This window comes from Reticulibacter mediterranei (assembly GCF_016587455.1).
In genome coordinates, this window is sequence record NZ_BNJK01000002.1 from 2,206,387 (window position 1) to 2,226,599 (window position 20,213).

A 20,213-nucleotide genomic window follows, 5' to 3' on the forward strand; every position below is an offset into this window, starting at 1 on the left:
GGTGGTATTGTAGTTTGCTGTAGGGCTTGCGAGCAAGTACCTATGCCAAAAGATGGAAAATACTTACTTTTTAACAGTAACTTAATTTAAGTTACTGACATTGTTGAGAATCGTCAAGAGAGTAGGACGTGGTAGGAGCAAGATAGACATACATGGCTCTGCAAATATATTGCTGTGCTTATTAACAATAGAATCACTTATCTGATGTATATATCATTGTATCCAAATCCGCAAACAATAAATAAAGGGAAATGGAGCCTCATGTATGAACATTAAAAATAAACAGCTCAACCGTAAAAACCTGATAGGGCTGGCTCTCTGTACAGTATTGGTCGTCATACTTGCGAGCTTTGTACTGAGCTTCTTCGCCGCTGCGTCCACTCCTGATACTGCTAAGATATCATCCACACCTGCGCCCAATCAGCGAGCAACTGCAACGGTACGAGTAGCGGGAGCAACACCCACTGTTTCAAAGAAGTCGCGAATAGCACAAGCCTCACCAAATCCAGCAATCACACCAACAACTCCAGCGGCAGCCCCGGCGCAGGCAAGGTTACACCAATGCTGCTGGGGACCAATCTCAGTTTAAAGGATAGCAGTGATCCTGTTCTCAGTTCTGCCACGACCCGTACTCTCTTGCAACAAATGCATGTTGGTCTGCTACGTATTCCATTGCGTGATCAGCTTCCAATTGCAACCGTGATTCAGGCGGCACAAACTGCGAAAAATCTCAATATGGTTCCTCTCATTATTTTACAAGGAGATCAAGCCAGTTCTCACGCTCTTGAGAACAATACGAAAGCCATACAAGCGATGAATCAGCTCTTTGGGCAGGGAATCGTTTATTACGAATATGGGAACGAAGAAGATCTCTCACTCCCGTTGACGGCCCAGGCATATACGGATTCCTGGAATCGCCTGATCCCTCAATTGACAAAGATTGCCCGCAATGGACACTTTATAGGGCCGGTGAATTATCAGTACAACGGACCCTATCTCCAATACTTTCTGCAACATGCTACACCACGTCCTAATGAGGTTAGCTGGCACGAATACACCTGCGGCTCCCAGGACACGAGCGATTTTTGTCTGTCACATCTGGATAATTGGAGCAAGCACTTTAACGATGCACAAGCCAGAATGAGCGCAGTAGGAATATCGCTTCCAATCATGATTACCGAGTGGAACTATACAGCGAACCCTACTGCGGGCGATGGAAAAAGCGACAACGATGCGTTTATGACTGCCTGGACGAGCAAGGCTCTGCAAATATTTGCTGCCAACGGCATCTTTGCCGCCGCCCAGTTTTCCTGTACAAATTATCAGATCCCGTTGATAGACAGCGACAACACGCTGACTGCTCAAGGACAGGTGTTTCAGAAATTCGGAAGCAGTTGATAGCAAACTTCGCAAGAGAAAAACGAGAAAAAAGTTTCTTTTTTTCTCTTGCGAAGTTTGACAAGAAAGTTACGAAAGTCCTTAATACTCGGCGTGCCTCCTTCCTTGAGGAATTTCGTCGTTCTCTTTCGTCTCATGCCGATCATCCTCAATGAGAGTCTTAGCTTTTATTCTTCTCTGTTTCGCTTTTATATTCAATAAAACTTATCAATTATTTGATGATGTGCTTGACTCCCGATGTCTATGTATATTATATTCTTGATTGTAAGCAAGCGCACTTTAGAAAATTCTTTTTGAAGTTTAGATGTACACAGAAAGGGGAATTGCCCAAATGGATACTGTAAACGAAAGCATGATCATTTCTGAAGAAATCGCTGAGTTCATTGATCTCAGCGAGGCAGAATTGAAGGATGTGACCGGTGGCCAACAGCGCTATCAGCATCAGTATCGCCGTCATGCTAAGGATGACAGCTGTGACAGCTGTGACAGCTGTGACAGTTGTGACAGCTGTGACGACGACAGTTGTGATAGCTGTGATGATTAGTAGTTGTTAGGGTGAATATGTATCGTCACCTTGGAGGGATAAGCTCGTAACTTGCTCCTATACAACGGAAACCTGTCATTATGCTACAGCTTTTCGTTGAAGGGATGCAGCCCTCAGGGGCAGGGCCATTCACTTCATTGTATTGGTTAGTGCGCTGCTGGAGAAACTATTTCTGTCTACCCTTATCGTAGAGCTGGATAGTTTCTCCCCTCTTATTTGTTGATTTGAAATTACATCATTTATAGATATGCCAGAAATGCAACTTCAAAATATCAAACGATAGAATGAAAGAGGTTATAGCAAAGTGCGACCGAAATTTCATCCCGCTACATCTTACACCCCGTTAGCTGATAGTGTCTACTTCCGTAATCACCAGGCATTTCTTAAAATCAAGGGAAAGAGCCTCTTTCGTCTGTTAGAGCACCTTATCCCATATCTGAATGGACACTATACACTAGAAGAGATAACCAGGGGGTTAGATACAGCTAAAAAAACGATGATCACGAAATTCATAGAAACGCTCCTGTCTCATCATTTTCTTACAGATGTCAGTCAGGATTTGTCCCACGATTTGAAGCAGGCAGAGCTAGAAACCTATGCTTCCAATATTGCGTTTATTGAATCCTTTCATCCATCTGCACCCTACCACTTTGAGCGTTTTCGCCACCAGCGATTGCTTCTTATTGGTTCTGGCTTCAGTTGCGCCGCGCTCATAAAGGCAAGTGTAGCATGTGGGATCAAGCAGATCAGTGTTATTCAAACATCTGAGCACGACGTTGTTCAGGATGCTCGTCCTGACGACCTGTACTTATATCTTACTGACGATTCTCAGCAGACTCTACAGCTGCTTGATACTCCTCGCTGGAACGAGGAGGCCGATGTACTCAAGGCGCTTGAGGACTGCGATGTTGTTCTCCACCTCTCGGATCGTCCTATGCTGGCTCGTATACAATTGTTGAACAAATTATGTATTGAGCAGAAGAAGACATGCATCCAGGCGGTGATCGCTGAACATCATGCCTGGATTGGTCCCCTGGTCAGCCCGGAAACCTGGGGATGCTGGGAATGTGCATGGCGGCGTCTTCAATCCCATTTGACCAATCTATCAGAACAATTCCCGTACTATTGCTTGTGCGACCATACTGCGGCTTCCACCAGTCAGTTCTTTGTAGCTCCCGTTGCTGCGATGGTGGCAAATCGTCTTTTATTTGAACTTTTTAAACATCTCACACACGCTGGTACTGTTGAAATAGTAGAATCCCTGATCGATATTGACTTTGCAACGCTTCTTTGTGAGACTCATCCAGTTTTTCCTCATCCTCATTGCCGTGCCTGTCAACATCCCGTCCTGGTAGATGCTTCTCAGTTTCTTGACCAGGTCCAGCAATTGCAGCAACAAGACTCTCTTGAGCAGCATCAGCTTCTTCAACATCTTGACAGATGTTGCGATCCCAAACTTGGCCTCTTTCGTTCTTTTGACGAAGGCGATTTTGTCCAACTCCCTCTTGCTGTCTGTAAGATAGAACTCTCCAATCCCATGCTGATGGAGAAGAATTGCGGCTCTGTCATTGGGGTAGAACTCAAGATGAGCGATGCCAGATTGAGCGCTTATCGCAAGGCCTGCGAACTCTATGCGAGCAACCTGAGTGATCCACGACGATGGCTCTCCTATGAAGCAATCCAACAGCACGAGCCTCCCATCTCTGTCGATCAACTGATTGGAGCCTGTCCTGCAACAGGTGATGCATGGACCTGGGCGATAGATTTGTATACCCGACAGGTCTGCCTCCTGCCTGCAACCTCGGTATTCTCCCCTCGTCAGTATGCAGCATCATCAGTCATGAGTGAGCGAGGGATTGGATCAGGAATGAATTGGGCAGAAGCGATTTGCCAGGCATTGCTCGATTGGTGTATGTACCTCACTGTAATACAGTTGAGAGATGCGCAGCAGCCATATCCTCTGGTGAGCCTCGCTGAGTCACCTATGACCCCGGACGGAGCATATTTGCGCGATCTGCTCACTATTGCAGGCGAGCAGGTCACTGTTTACGAGGTCACAGGACCCTTGCAACTTCCTACTTTCGCCATTTGTTGGGGGGAACAGACGATTGCCTACAGTACGCACTGGAAACGTACTCTGGCTCTTGAAGCAGGGCTGAAGCAAGCCGTGCAACACTATCAATCGCAACATTTTCAGCAATTCGAGTATGCTCTCGCTCCCGTACCAGATCTCCCACTAGCTCTGCGCGGTAATCAATGGAGCATCCCGCAGACGCCGCTCCCAACAGCATGGCCTGCATGCCAGACCTGGTTACTGCAATCACTACAGGACAGGGGGCTACGCGTCCTTGCACTTCCCCTGGATCACGATCCGGCATTGAGGCAAATTATGCCTTATATCGTGCGTATTCTGCTCGCAACCTGTGGGAATGAGGAGTAAACGAGAACACTATGAACACAAATAAAGAGATCTTCATTGGACTTATTGGTCAGGGATGTCTTGCCCAACGTCTACAGCGCCAGTTAGCGCCTCTCTATCAGATCATCCCGATGTCCCAGGAGGCCCCTTCTGAGCAATTTGCTGCCTGTACGCTTATTGTCTATGTTAGCGATTATTGGGCATCAGAGGCTCTGCGTGCTGTCAATCGTTGCTGTCTGCAAGCAGGGATACCCCTGCTTCCTGTGTATACTCGATTTGGCGAAGGCATTCTTGGTCCCTGGGTCACTCCTGGGGAAAAAGGATGTATCAGTTGTACACAATTACGCGTATTAGGAGCAACTGAGGAAGAAGATGAGCGCGAACTTATACAACAGTACCTCTCTGAAGAGTACACTTTTGCCCCTCAGCAATCGTGGCTCACGTCGTTTAGTCTGGAAGTACTGATGCAGCTGGCTTGTTCGGAAATTGGCATGTATCTGCACACGCCAGAACAGGCTCGCGCACGTTACGCTCTGCTCTCCCTTTCATTAGAGACCTTAGCTGTTCGTAGGCATCACTTCCTTGCAGTGTCTCACTGTCCCGATTGTGCAGAGCAAACAGACGATAAACCCGAAATGGCAGAGATTACCCTGCAATCATGTCCCAAGCCAGAACCATTTATTTACCGTATCCAACATAGCCCTCTCACTGTTGCAGAACTTTGTGCAGAATACGTTGATGCACGCGCAGGACTCATCCAGAGCCTTGACTGGAACGCAATAGGCTTACTCCCTAAGGCTTCAGCACATTTACGTACTGTACTGCCTGATGGAGAGCATACAACGAATAGTTCGGGATGTTCTTTGCGCCCTGTACACAGTGGGAGTATAGCTATACTTGAAGCAATCGAGCGTTACGCCGGTTTACGACCCCGCAGTAAACGCACTGTGGTACATGGCAGTTATCATCAGTTGGGTTCACAGGCACTTGACCCTACAACGCTAGGTCTCCATAGTGCACAACAATATGCTTTGAGTGGCTATCGTTTTGTGCCATATCATCATGACCTTGTCTGTAACTGGGTATGGGGGTATTCCTTCCAACGCCAATGTCCCATTCTTGTGCCGGAACGCAGCGCCTATTATGCTCTACCTGTATGCGAAACAAGCGAAAATCCACCTTTTGCATACGAAACATCGAATGGTTGTGCGCTCGGGCGCAATCTAGAAGAGGCTATTTTTCATGGCATCCTGGAAGTAGTTGAGCGCGATGCGTTCCTGCTTACCTGGTATGCACAGCTTCGCCTACCATGCCTTGATCCCCGCTCGGTCGCAGACCCTGCTATCCGTCTCCTGATTGAGCATATTGAACATCGTACCGGCTATACCATTCGCGTCTTTAATGCTACACTCGATCATGCCTTCCCTTGTCTTTGGGTGATTGGTATCGATGAGAAGTGCCGCGATGGTCTGCCAAAGGTTCGGTGTGCAGCAGGCTCACACTTGCATCCAGAATTGGCCCTGCAACGGGCGCTGCGCGAACTCTCTATGTTTCTGTCCAGACCACCCGCACAGTATCAACAGAAAAGACAACAGGCCCTTGAAATGCTTGCCGACCCCGACCTCGTCAAGATATTACCTGATCACCCTCTTCTCTATTGTCTCCCAGAGGCTTTTGATCGTCTGAGTTTCCTTGATGCTACCCAGTCGCCGCAGACGTTCCAGGAGGCGTTTAGTGCTTTTTATTGCGATCAACCAATGCACCTGGATTTGCGAGATGATCTCTTCATGCTTCTCAACTATTATCTCAAACGCAACATCGACTGTATCGTCGTCGATCAAACGGCACCCGAATATGCTACATGGCAGCTTCGGAGTGTTAAAATTCTGATGCCTGGAATGCTTCAGATGACCTTTGGACATCGGTATCGACGTATTACCGGCATAGAACGTCTACATCGATTACCAGTGGCGCTTGGTTATCGGGATCATCTATTGACTGAGGCGGAGATCAATCCGTATCCTCACCCATTCTCCTAGCCTTCATATTCGCCATATGTTTTTAGGAGGGAAAGACTGTCATGCCATCGGAACGCCAGATTTTCCGCGAACGTGCGTTACAACAATATCTACAAAAACGAGAAAAAGAGGTGATACCCCACATTCTCTCTCCCTCACTTTTTACCTGTCTATGGATAGTGTTCAGTTTGTTCGTCTTGATAGCGCTGCTCACCTTGAGGGGACAGCTTCCGAAATTTATTAGCAGTTCGGGCGTTGTCCTGACTCAACGTGAGGGACACATAGGCCAGAGCGATGATCTGGTTATCCTGGCCTTTCTTCCTGTAACTGATCCTAAGCTGTTTCATGTTGGGCAGCATGTTCTGGTACGCACTGAGACAAATGAGCGTCCCTTCACAGGGACAATCCAGCGTATTGAGGAGAGCATATATAGCCCTGCTGATATCCAGAAAAGATACTTGCAGAGACACAATGTCTCGCTGGATATTGTTCGGCCCTCTCGTGTTGCCGAAGTGAAGCTAGAGAGGCCGTTGCACCTTCCTTCTTACGAAGAGGGAGGCGTAGTGACTCTTCAGGTAAATGTTGGTTCACAGAGCGTCCTCTCTCTACTGCCAGGCATTGGCCGTCTTTTTGGAGGTGAGACTTATGGGTGATGTATCAGAGACACGAAAACTTTCGGCTTTGAAGAGGCAAAACGGCCCCTCGCGGATCTTACACCGTCGGGTGCCTGTCATCATACAGATGAGCGAGGTGGAATGTGGGGCTGCTTGCCTGGCGATGATTCTCAGTTATTACGGTCGCCATACGCGCATTGTAGAAATCCGCCAACGGATTGGTATAGGTCGCGATGGGTTGTCTGCGTTCGATCTCGTGAATGCTGCTCGTAACTATGGCTTGCATGTGCGGGCCATTTCTTTACGGAACAGCTATATGCATGGCTTGCATCTCCCTGCGATCATCCACTGGGAATTCAATCATTTCCTGGTTGTTGAACGGTGGACCTCAACACATGTCGATGTTGTTGATCCCGCTCAGGGCCATAGACGTTTGACGGCAGAGGAATTCGATGCAGGTTTTACCGGGGTGGTGCTTCTGATCGAGCCGAACATCTCCTTTGTTCGCCAGGCACCTAAAGCTCGAGCAACCCTATATACCTATATTGTTCAATATATCAAGCAGTCTCCTACAATCCTGTTTCAGATCCTTGTTGCCTCCATCGTCCTTCAGGTGCTTGGATTAAGCGTTCCTCTTTTTACCAAGATCGTTGTTGATCAGATTATTCCATTTAATATACGCGAAATCATGCCGATACTCGGCGTGGGGATGCTTTTCCTCCTCCTTTCTCAATTGGTTATGGTGTCGTTACGCAGCTGCTTGCTTATCTATTTGCAGGCGCGGATCGACTTGCAGATCTTTCCGCAATTTTTTGAACACCTCTTGTCACTCCCGCTGAGTTTCTTTCAACAGCGGTCGAATGGTGATATCCTCACTCGTATCGAGAGCAATCTTACCATTCGTGATCTTTTGAGCACACAGCTTATTTCTACCTTTCTGGATGGCAGTACCGTGCTTGTCTACTTCGTTATTCTCCTGACGCAGGCACGGGGATATGGCTTCCTTGTTCTACTTATCGGTGTACTTCAGGTGCTCTTGCTGCTGAGTTCCGCTTCTCCATTACGCTCACTCTCTTTGCGCGAATTAGCTGCTATCGGGCACACCCAGGGTTATGTCGCAGAGGCACTCTCAGGTATAGTCACACTCAAGGCCGCTGGAGCTGAGCGGCGTTCCTTTAAGCAGTGGTCAAATTTGTTCGTGCAGCAATTAAATACCTCCGTGCGCCGTAGATATTTTTCAGCTCTGCTCTCCAATTTGACGCGCCTGCTAAGTACACTTACCCCCTCGGCGCTGCTATGGTGGGGAACACTCTTAGTCCTCAATGGCTCTATGGAACTGGGAACGATGCTTGCCCTCAATACGCTGGCGGTGGCCCTGCTCTCTCCTCTTGGATCGCTTGTCTCTGGTGGAATGCAGCTGCAAATTGTCCGTTCTCACCTGGAGCGACTTTCGGATGTGGTTGAAGCTGAGGTGGAGCAAGATAGCCAGCATGTGCGGCAACCTCCTCGCTTGAAAGGTGCCATTACACTCGAACACGTGAGTTTCGGTTATGATCGACTGTCTCCTCTTGTTCTGAAAGATATCAATGTCCATATCGCAGCGGGGGAAACGGTCGCCATCGTGGGGCCAACAGGATCGGGAAAAACGACCCTGGGAAAGCTACTGCTAGGCCTCTACGCTCCAACAACGGGAGAAATCCGCTACGACGATATCCCACTGTACTCTTTGAATTATCAGGATGTACGTATGCAGTTCGGATCTGTCATGCAGGAAGCCAGTATCTTCAGTGGTTCTATCCGCCACAACATTGCCTTGAATAATCCTGATCTTGATATGGAACATATTCAAAATGCAGCCCGTGCTGCTGCAATCCACGATGAAATTATGAGCATGCCAATGGGATATGAAACACTGGTCTCGGAAGGCGGTAGTGCTCTCTCTGGAGGGCAACGCCAACGCCTGGCCCTGGCACGTGCCCTGGCGCATTCTCCCGCTATTCTCCTGCTTGATGAGGCAACGAGTTCGCTCGATATGAAAACTGAACGGATAGTTGAGCAGCACCTTTCCTCGCTGACCTGTACGCAGATCATTATCGCGCATCACTTGAACACGATTCGCAATGCCGACACCATTCTTGTCTTAGAGAATGGCCAGCTAGTTGAGCAGGGAACGCACCAGCAGCTCTTACAGCGGCAGGGCTACTATGCCGAACTGCTTCATGCTCAACTGGCCTCTGGCGAGATAAGAGGGGTTAACTGATGATCTGAGAGCGTTCTCTTGATTGCTTGCTTTCGCGACAAAACGCTCTGGTTTTCAGAACGGTTATCTCAACAGTAGGGCTTACGAGCAAGTCACATTCGGAGACACAGAGACGTATAAGTGTTAGAGGCTCACCTGTAAGATTCAACAGCGTGAGCCTGATGTTTGTACTGGTGACAACCGGGTATGCAAACGGATATACTACGATGGAATGACCAGTCGTGCCTGCTGCAAAGCGTGAGAGAGAGAAGAGCGTGCTATGGCGAAACCAGCTATTTTACTTGTAGATGACGATCCGGGCGTATTACATGCCATTGATCGCGATGTCCGACGCCGTTATGGAAGCGATTATCGTATTTTGCGCGCCGGGTCGGGAGCGGAAGCCCTTGAGGTACTCAAGCATATTCGATTGCGCAATGAGGCTGTGGCCTTGCTCCTGACCGATCAACGTATGCCGCAGATGGATGGGGTCACGCTGTTGGAGAGAGCGAAAGAATTCTATCCCGATGCCAAGCGCGTTTTGTTGACCGCCTATGCTGATACAGATGTGGCGATTCAGGCGATTAATAGCGTCAGGCTCGATTATTATCTCGTAAAGCCCTGGAATCCGCCCGAAGAGCAACTTTATCCCGTTTTGCAAGATCTATTGGACGATTGGCGCTCGGATTTTCGTCCGCTGTTTGAGGGAGTGCGTGTAATCGGGCATCGCTGGTCGCCGCAAACGCATCAGATCAAAGATTTCCTCACGCGCAACCTGATCCCGTATCAATGGCTGGATATCGAGGCCAGCGCTGAGGCGGGACGGTTACTAGAGCAGGCAGACCTTGCGGATAAGTCGCTGCCGATTGTGCTGCTGCAAGATGCAACGGTCCTGGTGCAGCCTACAATTGCGCAGCTTGCCGAGAAGGTCGGTTTGCAGACGCATGCGGGGCAGCCGTTTTATGATCTGGTTATCGTTGGAGCGGGACCGGCAGGGCTGGCCGCTGCGGTCTATGGAGCGTCTGAAGGGCTACGGACAGTGTTGATTGAGCGCGAGGCACCAGGAGGTCAGGCAGGAACGAGTTCGCGCATTGAGAACTATCTTGGCTTCCCTGTTGGCCTGAGCGGGGCAGATCTTACGCGGAGAGCCGTTGCCCAGGCCCGGCGTTTCGGCGTCGAGGTCCTGGCACCGCAGGAAGTTGTCGGGCTGCGTGCGGAGGGTGCCTATCGCTTTCTGAAGCTGGGAGATGGCTCTGAACTGCGCTCTTACGCTCTGGTAGTGGCAACTGGCGTCTCCTATCGTACCCTGAACGTACCCGGCGTTGAGCGTCTCACTGGGGCTGGCATCTATTACGGTGCCGCAATGACAGAGGCGATGTCGTGTCAGGATACCGATGTGTTTATCGTTGGCGGGGCCAATTCAGCGGGACAGGCAGCCATGTATTTCTCTCGCTATGCGCGCACGGTTACGATGCTTGTGCGCGCCGACTCGCTCTCCAAAAGCATGTCACAATACCTGATCGACGAGATCGGGCGCACAGAAAATATCACTGTGTACACACATACTGAAGTGCAGGAAGCGCGTGGAGAGATGAGCCTGCAATCCCTGACGCTGAAGAACTCGCAGACAGGCGAAACGCAAACCGTGCCAGCGACGGCGCTGTTCATCTTTATTGGCGCGATGCCCTGCACCGAGTGGCTTGGCAACGCAGTACAGAGGGATAAGCAGGGTTTTGTTCTGACGGGATCAGATTTGTATGTTGATGGCAAGCCGGGGCAAGGCTGGACGCTTCCTCGCCCGCCGTTTTTGCTCGAAACCAGCATGCCCGGCGTGTTTGCAGCTGGCGATGTGCGGCTCGGCTCGATTAAGCGCGTAGCCTCTGGCGTTGGCGAAGGTTCAATCGCGATTCAGTTTGTGCATCGCTATCTGGCGGAGGTGCGCTGATGCTGGTGGGAGAAGTCTTGCGAACAGTTCCCCTCTTTGCGCACTTGCCGGATGATCTGATGCAATGGGTCATCGATCATAGCAGCGAGGTTCATCTAGAAGATGGCGAGTGCCTGTTTGAAGAGGGGAAGCCTGCCCGCTATTTCTTTGTGCTGCTTGAGGGTGGCCTGCTCGTTACAAAAAGAATCGGCAACCGCGATGTGGTGCTGACGATGCATGAACCGGGAGCCTTTACCGGCGAGATCCCTCTGCTGGCTGGCAGCGACTATGTGGCGAGTGGGTGTGCAGTAGGGGCAAGCCGCCTGATGCGTATGGAAGCTGATGAGTTTTATCAAATGCTTGGCATCTGTACCGTTATCGGGCGCGGGATCTTCGCGGCAATGGCGAATCGCATCCAGACGACGGAGGCGCTGGTGCAGCAGAGTGAGAAGCTCTCGGGCCTGGGCAAGATGGCAGCCGGTCTCGCGCACGAACTGAACAATCCAGCGGCGGCCAGTCAGCGTGCTGTCGAGCAACTTCAGGAGAAAATGCTGCAATTGCACGCAAGCTCACAGCAATTGGCACAGCATATTACGGTTGAACAGTGGGAGCAACTCTCGCGGCTGGCGTCGGAACATTCGACAGAGCAGTTGAGCGCTCTGGAGCGGAGCGAACGCGAGGACGAACTGCTCGCGTGGCTGGATGAGCGTGCAGTTGCCGATAGCTGGGAGCTGGCCCCGGCCTTTGTGGAAGCTGGATTGACGGTTGCGGAACTGGGCACGCTGGCAGAAATGATAGGGGACGCCGATCTGGAACGGGCGCTGGTCTGGTTAGAGTCCTCGCTTTCCGTCAACGATCTGCTTGCAACGGTCGAGCAGGGAACGGCCCGTATTTCCGGGCTGGTGAAGGCGATCAAAGAATACTCATATATGGATCGAGCGCAGCTTCAGGAAGTTGACATTCACGCGGGTATTGAGAGCACGCTGATTATTCTCAAACATAAGTTAAAGGGTGGTATAGAGGTGATACGTGAATATGATCCTCACGTGCCCCGTATCAGTGCCTATGCAAGTGAACTCAATCAGGTCTGGACCAACATTCTCGATAACGCCATTGATGCCATGCAGGGCAAGGGCATAATCCACATCCGCACGATGCAGAAGGGAACATTTGTTTGCGTTGAGATCGTGGACAATGGGCCGGGCATTCCTGCTGAGATCCAGTCGCGCATCTTCGAGCCTTTTTTCACGACGAAAGACGTAGGCAAAGGAACGGGTCTGGGCCTGGATACCGCCTACCGCATTGTGGTTGTCGATCACAACGGTACCATCACCACCTCTTCGGTGCCGGGCGAGACCACATTTCGCATCTGCTTGCCTGAAAAGTTCGTTAAATAGCAGGGTTTCTTCGGTGGCAAGGATGATATAATAAGTTAGCTGTGAGCTATAGATACAGGAATGATGCAATGCAATTGATATAGAGGCGATCACGTAGAAATGTACAAAGAATTTATTGATCCCATCCTCATGAAAATGAATTCGGAGGTCTGGCATACGCGGGCGAGAGAGGCGTTACATCTGGCCGAGACAACCCCACTGACGCTCAAACTGTTGGAGCAGTTCGGTGATGCTCATCACCGTCTGCATGATGCGCGTTTGAATGTTGAGGTTGGCGGCGTGCGATTTGATAATCCCGTGATTGTCGGCGCTGGTTGGGATAAAGCCGGGCGAGCCGTCAAAGGTCTCTACACCTTGGGCTTTTCTGGCGTCGAGGTCGGGACCGTTGTGGAGCATCCGCAAGAGGGGAATCCTGCCCCCAGACAGTTTATGCTTGCCCCCGGCGTCACGCTCAATCGGCTTGGTTTTAATAGTCCGGGGATGGAGGCTGTAGCGCGCAATCTGCAACGCTATCGAGGGAGCGGTATTCCGGTTGGGATTAGCCTGGGGAAAAATAGAGAAGTGGCAGCCCAGGACGCTCCCCAGGCCCACGCCGTCGTTGCTGAAAAGCTCTATGACGCCGCTGCCTATTTCGCGATTAACGTCTCCTCGCCGAACACGCCGGGCCTGCGAGCGCTGCAAGATAAGGGGCCGCTGACTGATATAGTGCAGGCCGTCAATGCAGCGATGGAGAAGAGGGGAGGGAAGAAGCCACTATTTGTGAAAATCGCGCCTGAACTCTCAGAGGAGGCCGTCAATGATGTGATAGAGGTTGTACTGGAGCATGGTCTCACTGGCATCATCGCCGCCAACACAACTATCAATCAGGAGATCAAGGCGAAGTATGGTGAACGCTGGCGCAACGAGGCGGGAGGCGTGAGCGGCGATGATGCTGAGTATCGGCGCATGGCGACAGAGAAGGTGGCCTATGTTTATCGGCAAACACAGGGCAAGCTGGCGATTATGGGTGTTGGTGGCGTGAAAGATGCAAAGACCGCGCTGGAGAAGATCAGGGCAGGTGCGGCCATTGTGCAGGTTGTGACCGGCATTCGTGGCGAGGGAACAGCGCTACCAGGGCGGATAAACAGAGAAATAGTGAGCTACATGGAAAAAGAGGGTATCAAGTATATAGATGAGTTGATAGGGGTGGATTGCGATAAGAAGCTTTCCCATCTGTAGCGACAAGGGGAGGTGTGGAGGGGTTGTGGGGGCCTTGCGCTTGTCGCCTTTCCCAGGCCAATCCCCCGGTATCTCCTCTTGGCAAGAATCATCGCTCCCAACGGCGACAAGCGCAAGGCCCCTGCCAAGACACCCAGCCGCCCCTTGTCGCTACGGGAGACCCAACATCCTCTGCGCCCAGAGCCATTCCCTCTTCAATTGCCGGGTATAAATATTAGAGGCAAGCCATCAGCTTGCCTCTCCACACTCATCGAGCTAAAGCTCCATTTCCGCCTTCATCAATTGATCTTCGGGCGAATAATAGACATGGAAGCCCAGTTTCTTGCATACCGCCTGCATGCCAGTATTTTCGACCAGGATGTCGCCGGTGAGACGCTGGATCTTTTCGTTGTGAGCAAACTCTATCAGCCGTCGCAGCAGTTCGGTTGCCAGTCCCTGACGCTGGAACTGATCGGTGATGAGCAGGGCGAACTCGGCCTCATTTGCCTCACGAGCGGTAATCAAGCGACCCACGCCGATAATTTCGTGCCGCTGTGTCTCTGGATTATAGTGATCCCCAACGAGAGCCATTTCGCGGTCATAATCGATGAAACAGATCCCGATCAACCGATCATGGGCGATGCGCTGGCTCAACTGCAAGACGTGGAGCCAGCGGAAATAGACGCTGCGCTCCGAAAGCGTCTCATGGAACTTGACCATCAGCGGCTCATCCTCCGGGCGGATCGGACGAATGGTGATCGGCGTGCCGTTCTTCAATGTCCAGGGCTGAACATAGCGCTGTGGATAGGGACGAATCGCTAGCTTCGGCAGATCGCTTGTTTTGACCTCTGGCCCATGCAGGATGATGCGCGCATCGAGAGCAAGCAAGCGATCAGGTGAGGCGAGCAGCGGGTTGATATCGATCTCTTTGATGCGTGGCTGTTCTCCAACCAGATAGCTGAAGTGGACGAGCAGTTGTTCCAGCTCCGTCAGATCGACGGGGGCACGTCCGCGCGTGCCCTGAAGCGCCGTAAGGATGTGGGTCCGCTCCATCATGCGCCGGGCCAGCGTCGTGGTGAGCGGTGGCAGGGCCAGGGCGCGGTCTCGATAGACCTCCACCAGTTGTCCGCCGGAGCCAAAGAGCAGGACCGGGCCAAATTGTGGATCGAGGGTGCTTCCCAGGATGAGTTCGTAGCCGTCGAGCGAGATCATAGGCTGCACTGTCACGCCCTGGAAATGGCCTGTTCCCGCCTTTTCCTGCACCGACGTTTCAATCACGCGGTAGGCCGTGCGCACCGCCGCTGCATCTTTGAGATTGAGTTGTACGCCGCCAACATCGGTTTTATGTGTGATAGTTTCGGAGTAGAGCTTGAGGACGACGGGGTATCCGATAGCTTCGGCGCACTGCACCGCCTCGGCCTCGCTGCTGGCAACGCGCGTCTCAACCGTTGGGATACCATATGCCGCGAGCAGTTGCTTGGATTCTGTTTCGGTGAGCAACGTGCGATTGGCCTGAAGAGCGGTTTCGATAATCTTGCTTGCTGCTGCCTGTCTGTTCTCAGACTGTTCGAGGAAGGGCTGTGGCGTCTCGTAGATGCTGCGCAGGTTAAAGGTGTAGCGCCACATCGAGTTAAACGCCTGGGCCGCTGTGTCCGGGTAAGGGAAGGTGGAGATGCTGGCTCGGTTCAAGATGGCGGTGCCGCTGGCAACCTCTGCGCCACCCATCCAGCTAGCGAGAATTGGCTTGTGCGTCGTATTGGCGTAGCGCTTCAATTGTTCGGCGGTCAGCGTTGGATCGGTCATTGCCTGGGGCGTCAGGATCACGAGCAGGCCATCGCTGTTCGGGTCTTGCGCCGCGATCTCAAGCGCTTTTGCATAGCGCTCCGGGTCGGCATCACCCAGAATGTCTACTGGATTGTTGTGGCTCCATTGCGGCGGGAGAACCTGATCGAGCGCCGCAACTGTTTGAGGCGACAACTCGGCGAGCGCGCCGCCACTGTCCATCAGCGCGTCGGTGGCGAGGACGCCGGGACCGCCCGCGTTGGTGAGGATTGTCAGATGTGGCCCCTTTGGGCGTGGCTGCTTGGCGAGGACTTCGGCCATCGAGAAAAGCTCGTCAATATGTTTGACAGTCAGGACGCCGGAACGACGGCAGGCAGCATCGAACACCTCATAACTTCCGGTCAGCGCGCCGGTGTGCGATGATGCGGCCTTTGATGCCTCCTGGGTGCGTCCAGCTTTGAGAATAATGATCGGTTTGGTGCGTGCGACGGCTCTTGCGGCGGAAAGGAACGAGCGGGCGTTGCCGATGGTTTCCAGATAGATGATGATGCTGCTGGTCTGCGGATCGCTGCCCAGATAATCGATCAGGTCGCCCCAGCCGACATCGACCATCGAACCAAGCGAGATAAAGGAGCTGAAGCCGACGTTTTCGCTCAGGCTCCAATCCAGCACTGCCGTACAGAGCGCTCCACTCTGGCTGATGAAGCCAACATTGCCAGGACGCGCCATCGCACCTGCAAAGGTCGCATTGAGGCCGGTTAGCGGACTCATCACGCCGAGGCAGTTTGGCCCGATGATGCGCAGCTTCCCTCGACGCGCCTCCTCAAGGATTTGTTGCTCCATTCTGGCACCTTCCGGGCCGATTTCTTTGAAGCCAGCAGAGATGATAATGGCGCCCTTCACGCCGGTTGCAACGCACTCGCTGATAATACCTGGTACGGTTGGCGCGGGCGTGACGATGACGGCGAGATCGACTGGTTGCGGTAGGGCGGCAAGATTGGGATAAGCCTTGATGCCGAGTACGCTGGAACGTTTGGCATTGACGGGAAAGACTGTTCCGCCAAACGGGTTGCTGATGAGGTTCCAGAGGACCGTGCGTCCAACGCTGCCGGGCTTTTCTGTCGCTCCGATAACGGCGATGCTTTTTGGCTCGAAGATGGCGTTGAGGGGATGGCTCTGTTTATAACGAAAAACGGTGGTGGGTGCGGCTCGACCAGAAGAAGTCGATCCACCAGCTCTATTTGTTTCCATAGCTCGCGCTTCCTTTCGTAACGTGTGCAATGCTCTCTCTTTTTTGGGAGTATAGCACATGGCCGTCACAGACAGCTCTCAGGATGTTTGATTTATCTGTGATGTTTATCACAACCACGTCACTGGACACGCGAGTAATCTTGAGTGACGATATTTAGCACATGCTGTTAGCTATTATTGTTGTTATGTTTCTCAAGTACATTCCTTCATGTATTTTGCGTGTTTAATTCACTCAAAGCCAAAATCCGCTCGATTTTGTCGGTCGTTCCAGAGTGGCTATGAGGTATGTACATGAGAACCCGAAAGTCGGAGGAATCGACCGTCTGCAACAAGAGAAACTCAAAGGCGAGTTCTCCTGCAAGCGGATGATGCATCGATTTGTGCCCTTCTATCGCATTGAACACATCATGCCGTGTCCATAATTCCCGAAATGCCGAGCTGATCCGGGAGAGTTCAGCGATTTGCGTTGCCCACCAGGGATCTTCGATGAAACGACCATATTCAGCGCGAAATTGCGCCAAAAACAGTCGCGCAAGTTCTTCTCCCTCTGCGTTTTTGGAGCCAGGGGACGCGAATAATCTCCAGATCAAGTTTCGCTCTCGCTCTGACTTTGTTTCAAACTTGCCAAAAACGGCGCTAGAGGCTGCATTCCACGCAACGACATCCAAACGAGCATTAACGACACATGCAGGAGTTGTCCCAAGCTGATTAAGAAACTGTTGTAAGGTCGGGCTGATCGTTGCGTGGGAAAATTCCTGAACGGGAGGAGGTTGTCTGAGTGCGAGCAAAAATAAATGAGTGCGTTCGTTCGCATCCAACTGCAAGACGCTCGCCAGGCGTTCTAACAATTGTCCTGAGACGTGAATATCCCGTCCCTGCTCAAGTCGGCTATACCACTCAGGGGTTACTCCGGCGAGCAGAGCCACTTCTCCCCGCCGTAAGCCCGGAGTACGCCTTCGCGTCCCTCTCGGTAATCCCACCTGTTCTGGCGAGATGCGAGCACGGCGGCTCCGCAAGAACGCGGTTAATTCGTGATGACGATCAGTCTCCAGTTGATTCATAGACACACGATCTTCTCCACTTAATGATGCGGCCTCTAAACGAGAAGTGCGAGTTCCTGAATAAACACCCCTCTCGTTAAAACAAGTCCCTCATTATATACTCTGGACGAGTGAGGTGGATAGGTGCGGTAAGTGGTCCATCGAAGGGGCTTCACGATCAGAGAAAGGACTACTCACCGTGCGCTGGTGGAGAAAAATCTCAAAAAATCGAGGTAAAGCATGAAGGCAATTGTCCTCCACGAATACGGTCCCGCGTCAAACCTCAAATACGAAGAGGTCGAAGACCCTAAACCCGCCGCTGGCGAAGTGCTTGTGCGCGTCTCCGCCACTTGCCTCAATCCCGCCGATTGGCTGCTGCGCTCTGGCGTAGTTAAGGATCTCATTCCGATTGAGTTCCCCTATATCCTCGGCTGTGACCTTGCTGGTATCGTTGTCGAGGTAGGCGAGGGTGTCACCGGTTTTGAGCCAGGCGACCGCGTCATGGCTATGACCACGCACACCTACGCCGAGCTTTGCACTGTCAAAGCCTCCATCCTCGTCAAAATTCCCGATGGCCTGGAAATGACCACCGCTGCTACACTTCCGCTGGTTAACATAACGGGCGATCAGCTCATACGGAGAGCAGCTCAAGTCAAACCTGGCCAGACAGTGCTTATCACTGGTGCTTTGGGCGCTGTCGGCCGCTCGGCCGTCTTTGCGGCATCGGAGATCGGAGCGAGGGTCATCGCCGGCGTTCGTGGCAAGCGACTTGACGCTGCCCGACAACTTCCCGGAGTGAGTGAAGCCATCGCCATCGATGATGACGCAGAGATTGACAAGCTTGGCCTGCTTGACTGCGTTGCCGACACCGTTGGTGGTAATGTCCGCAGCAAGTTACTCTCCAGGGTCAAGCAGGGGGGGACGTTCGGCTGCTTTCCCCCAACCCCACAAGATGCCGTGCTTCATCCTACTATCCACATCACTGTCCTTTTCGGGCAACTCGACCCCGCAACCGCCTTGCATATCACCTTGCATTATGCCGAAGCTGTCCGCGACGGCAAGCTGACCATTCCAATCGACCACATCATGCCACTCTCTGATGCTGCTGAAGCACACGCAATCGCCGAAAAGGGCGGTATCGCCAAGATTGTCCTCACTGTCTGAATACGAAGGTCAGGAGTACGCGGGACCGCGTACTCCTGACTTGATTAGATTACAAGGATAATTTAAGCAACTGTTCGGCATTGCCATGCGCGATTTTTGCTTTGTCGGCTGGACTGATCGGGGCGCTTTCTAGAAAAAACCTGGCCTGATCGTCTGCTCGGAAAGGATAATCAACCGAGTAGAGAATGCGATCGGCCCCCACCAGTTGTAGCGTGAGCTGAAATGGTGGCAGCGTAAACATCCCACTGGGCGTAAAGTACATCTGCTGCGTGAAATAATCCGCAAGCGGGCGCTGTAAGTGTTTTGTGGTATGGGACATTGCCTCGGCAAAGCGGGTCAGATAGAAGGGGATCATCTCACCCCAGTGGCCGAGGATGAGCTGTAAGCTAGGGTAGCGATCGAAAACGCCGCCGAGGACCATACGGAGCGCGTGAATGCCGGTGTCCAGGTGCCAGCCCCAGCCAAAGGTGGCGAAACTTTCGCTGACGGCAGGATCAAAACCTGAATAGTAGGCGTTCGACACGGCTCTGGACGGGGGCGCAGGATGTAGATAGATGGGGACGTCGAGCACTGCTGCTGCTTCGAGTATGGGGGAGAACGCGGGATCGTCTAGAAAACGATCATTGGTGCGCCCATGAATCATTGCCCCTTTGAAGCCCAGCGTCCTGACTGAGCGCTCCAATTCACGCGCCGCCGCCTCTGGATCAGGCGTGGGCAGGGTGGCAAAGCCCGCAAAACGATCGGGATGCGTGCGCACAACTTCCGCAAGCTGATCGTTGATTGTTCGCGAAAGTGCCACCGCCTCGGCTGATGGGAGCTGTGGTATCCCTGATGCCTGGTGTGAAAGCACCTGGACATCAACGCCCATCGCGTCCATCGCTTGCAGTCGACCATCTCCCAGATCTTCGAGTTGTGCGGTGGGTGGATTATAGAGGCTTTGATGCGAAGCGGGGAGCAATCTGGCGACGGCCTCCTTGACCTCCGCAAGCTGGAAGTGTTCTTCAAGCGCGATAATCTTCATGTAGGGTTCCTTTATTTTTATTACTAAAGCAAGCGTCACTTACGTTTAGGAGTATAGCAGCTTATTCACAGAAAAGCAAGCGTCACTTGCTTTTTGCCAAGTCACTTGCTATACTGACGATATGGAGAAAACGGGAGATGGAACTGGTGCGGGAGATGGATGGCGCTCCTCCTCGCGGCCGAAAGCTCGTCCAGGTGGGCGAAGT

The 20,213-nt window shown here is 52.2% G+C and carries 14 protein-coding genes; 11 read left to right on the forward strand and 3 right to left on the reverse strand.

The genetic code is table 11. The annotated features are described in order from the left end of the window. Positions 1-265 precede the first annotated feature (265 nt). The 10 genes from K3T83_RS48380 to K3T83_RS48425 all read left to right on the forward strand — a co-directional run bounded on the left by K3T83_RS48380 (position 266) and on the right by K3T83_RS48425 (position 13,771). Entirely contained in the window at positions 266-589 is a 324-nt protein-coding gene (locus K3T83_RS48380) for a hypothetical protein (RefSeq protein WP_220210323.1), read from the forward strand. Then, positions 562-1,398: a hypothetical protein gene (locus K3T83_RS48385; protein ID WP_220210324.1), complete on the forward strand. Its 837-nt coding sequence runs from the start codon at positions 562-564 to the stop codon at positions 1,396-1,398. Before K3T83_RS48380 ends, K3T83_RS48385 begins: the two co-directional genes overlap by 28 nt. Positions 1,399-1,729: 331 nt before the next feature. Then, positions 1,730-1,942, forward strand: a complete 213-nt coding sequence (locus K3T83_RS48390; protein WP_220210325.1) for a hypothetical protein — start codon at positions 1,730-1,732, stop codon at positions 1,940-1,942. Between the two features lie 304 nt (positions 1,943-2,246). Further along, a complete protein-coding gene (locus tag K3T83_RS48395; RefSeq protein ID WP_220210326.1) occupies positions 2,247-4,382 on the forward strand; it encodes a TOMM precursor leader peptide-binding protein in 2,136 nt (711 codons plus the stop codon). Positions 4,383-4,393: 11 nt separating this feature from the next. Next, positions 4,394-6,400, forward strand: a complete 2,007-nt coding sequence (locus tag K3T83_RS48400) for a TOMM precursor leader peptide-binding protein (RefSeq protein ID WP_220210327.1) — start codon at positions 4,394-4,396, stop codon at positions 6,398-6,400. Positions 6,401-6,441: 41 nt separating this feature from the next. Continuing rightward, complete coding sequence (locus tag K3T83_RS48405; RefSeq protein WP_220210328.1) at positions 6,442-7,032, forward strand: hypothetical protein; 591 nt, start codon at positions 6,442-6,444, stop codon at positions 7,030-7,032. Next, positions 7,025-9,253: a peptidase domain-containing ABC transporter gene (locus K3T83_RS48410; protein ID WP_220210329.1), complete on the forward strand. Its 2,229-nt coding sequence runs from the start codon at positions 7,025-7,027 to the stop codon at positions 9,251-9,253. Before K3T83_RS48405 ends, K3T83_RS48410 begins: the two co-directional genes overlap by 8 nt. Positions 9,254-9,512: 259 nt before the next feature. Then, positions 9,513-11,177, forward strand: a complete 1,665-nt coding sequence (locus K3T83_RS48415; protein ID WP_220210330.1) for an FAD-dependent oxidoreductase — start codon at positions 9,513-9,515, stop codon at positions 11,175-11,177. Continuing rightward, on the forward strand, positions 11,177-12,553 hold the full coding sequence (locus K3T83_RS57625) for an ATP-binding protein (RefSeq protein ID WP_220210331.1): 1,377 nt from the start codon (positions 11,177-11,179) through the stop codon (positions 12,551-12,553). Before K3T83_RS48415 ends, K3T83_RS57625 begins: the two co-directional genes overlap by 1 nt. A gap of 99 nt (positions 12,554-12,652) precedes the next feature. Continuing rightward, complete coding sequence (locus K3T83_RS48425; RefSeq protein WP_220210332.1) at positions 12,653-13,771, forward strand: quinone-dependent dihydroorotate dehydrogenase; 1,119 nt, start codon at positions 12,653-12,655, stop codon at positions 13,769-13,771. A 255-nt stretch (positions 13,772-14,026) separates the two neighbouring features. Here K3T83_RS48425 and K3T83_RS48430 read toward each other — a convergent pair whose 3' ends face one another. Beyond that, positions 14,027-16,783: a bifunctional acetate--CoA ligase family protein/GNAT family N-acetyltransferase gene (locus K3T83_RS48430; RefSeq protein WP_220210333.1), complete on the reverse strand. Its 2,757-nt coding sequence runs from the start codon at positions 16,781-16,783 to the stop codon at positions 14,027-14,029. Positions 16,784-16,989: 206 nt separating this feature from the next. Next, on the reverse strand, positions 16,990-17,844 hold the full coding sequence (locus K3T83_RS48435; RefSeq protein WP_220211113.1) for a helix-turn-helix transcriptional regulator: 855 nt from the start codon (positions 17,842-17,844) through the stop codon (positions 16,990-16,992). A gap of 219 nt (positions 17,845-18,063) precedes the next feature. Here K3T83_RS48435 and K3T83_RS48440 point away from each other — a divergent pair, with 219 nt between their 5' ends. Next, positions 18,064-18,987 carry an NADP-dependent oxidoreductase gene (locus K3T83_RS48440; RefSeq protein ID WP_220210334.1) on the forward strand — a complete coding sequence of 308 codons (924 nt, stop codon included), beginning with the start codon at positions 18,064-18,066 and terminating at the stop codon, positions 18,985-18,987. 49 nt (positions 18,988-19,036) lie between these two features. On the opposite strand, the gene K3T83_RS48445 is transcribed toward K3T83_RS48440, so the two are convergent. Further along, a complete protein-coding gene (locus K3T83_RS48445; protein WP_220210335.1) occupies positions 19,037-20,008 on the reverse strand; it encodes an amidohydrolase family protein in 972 nt (323 codons plus the stop codon). Between the last annotated feature and the right edge of the window lie 205 nt (positions 20,009-20,213).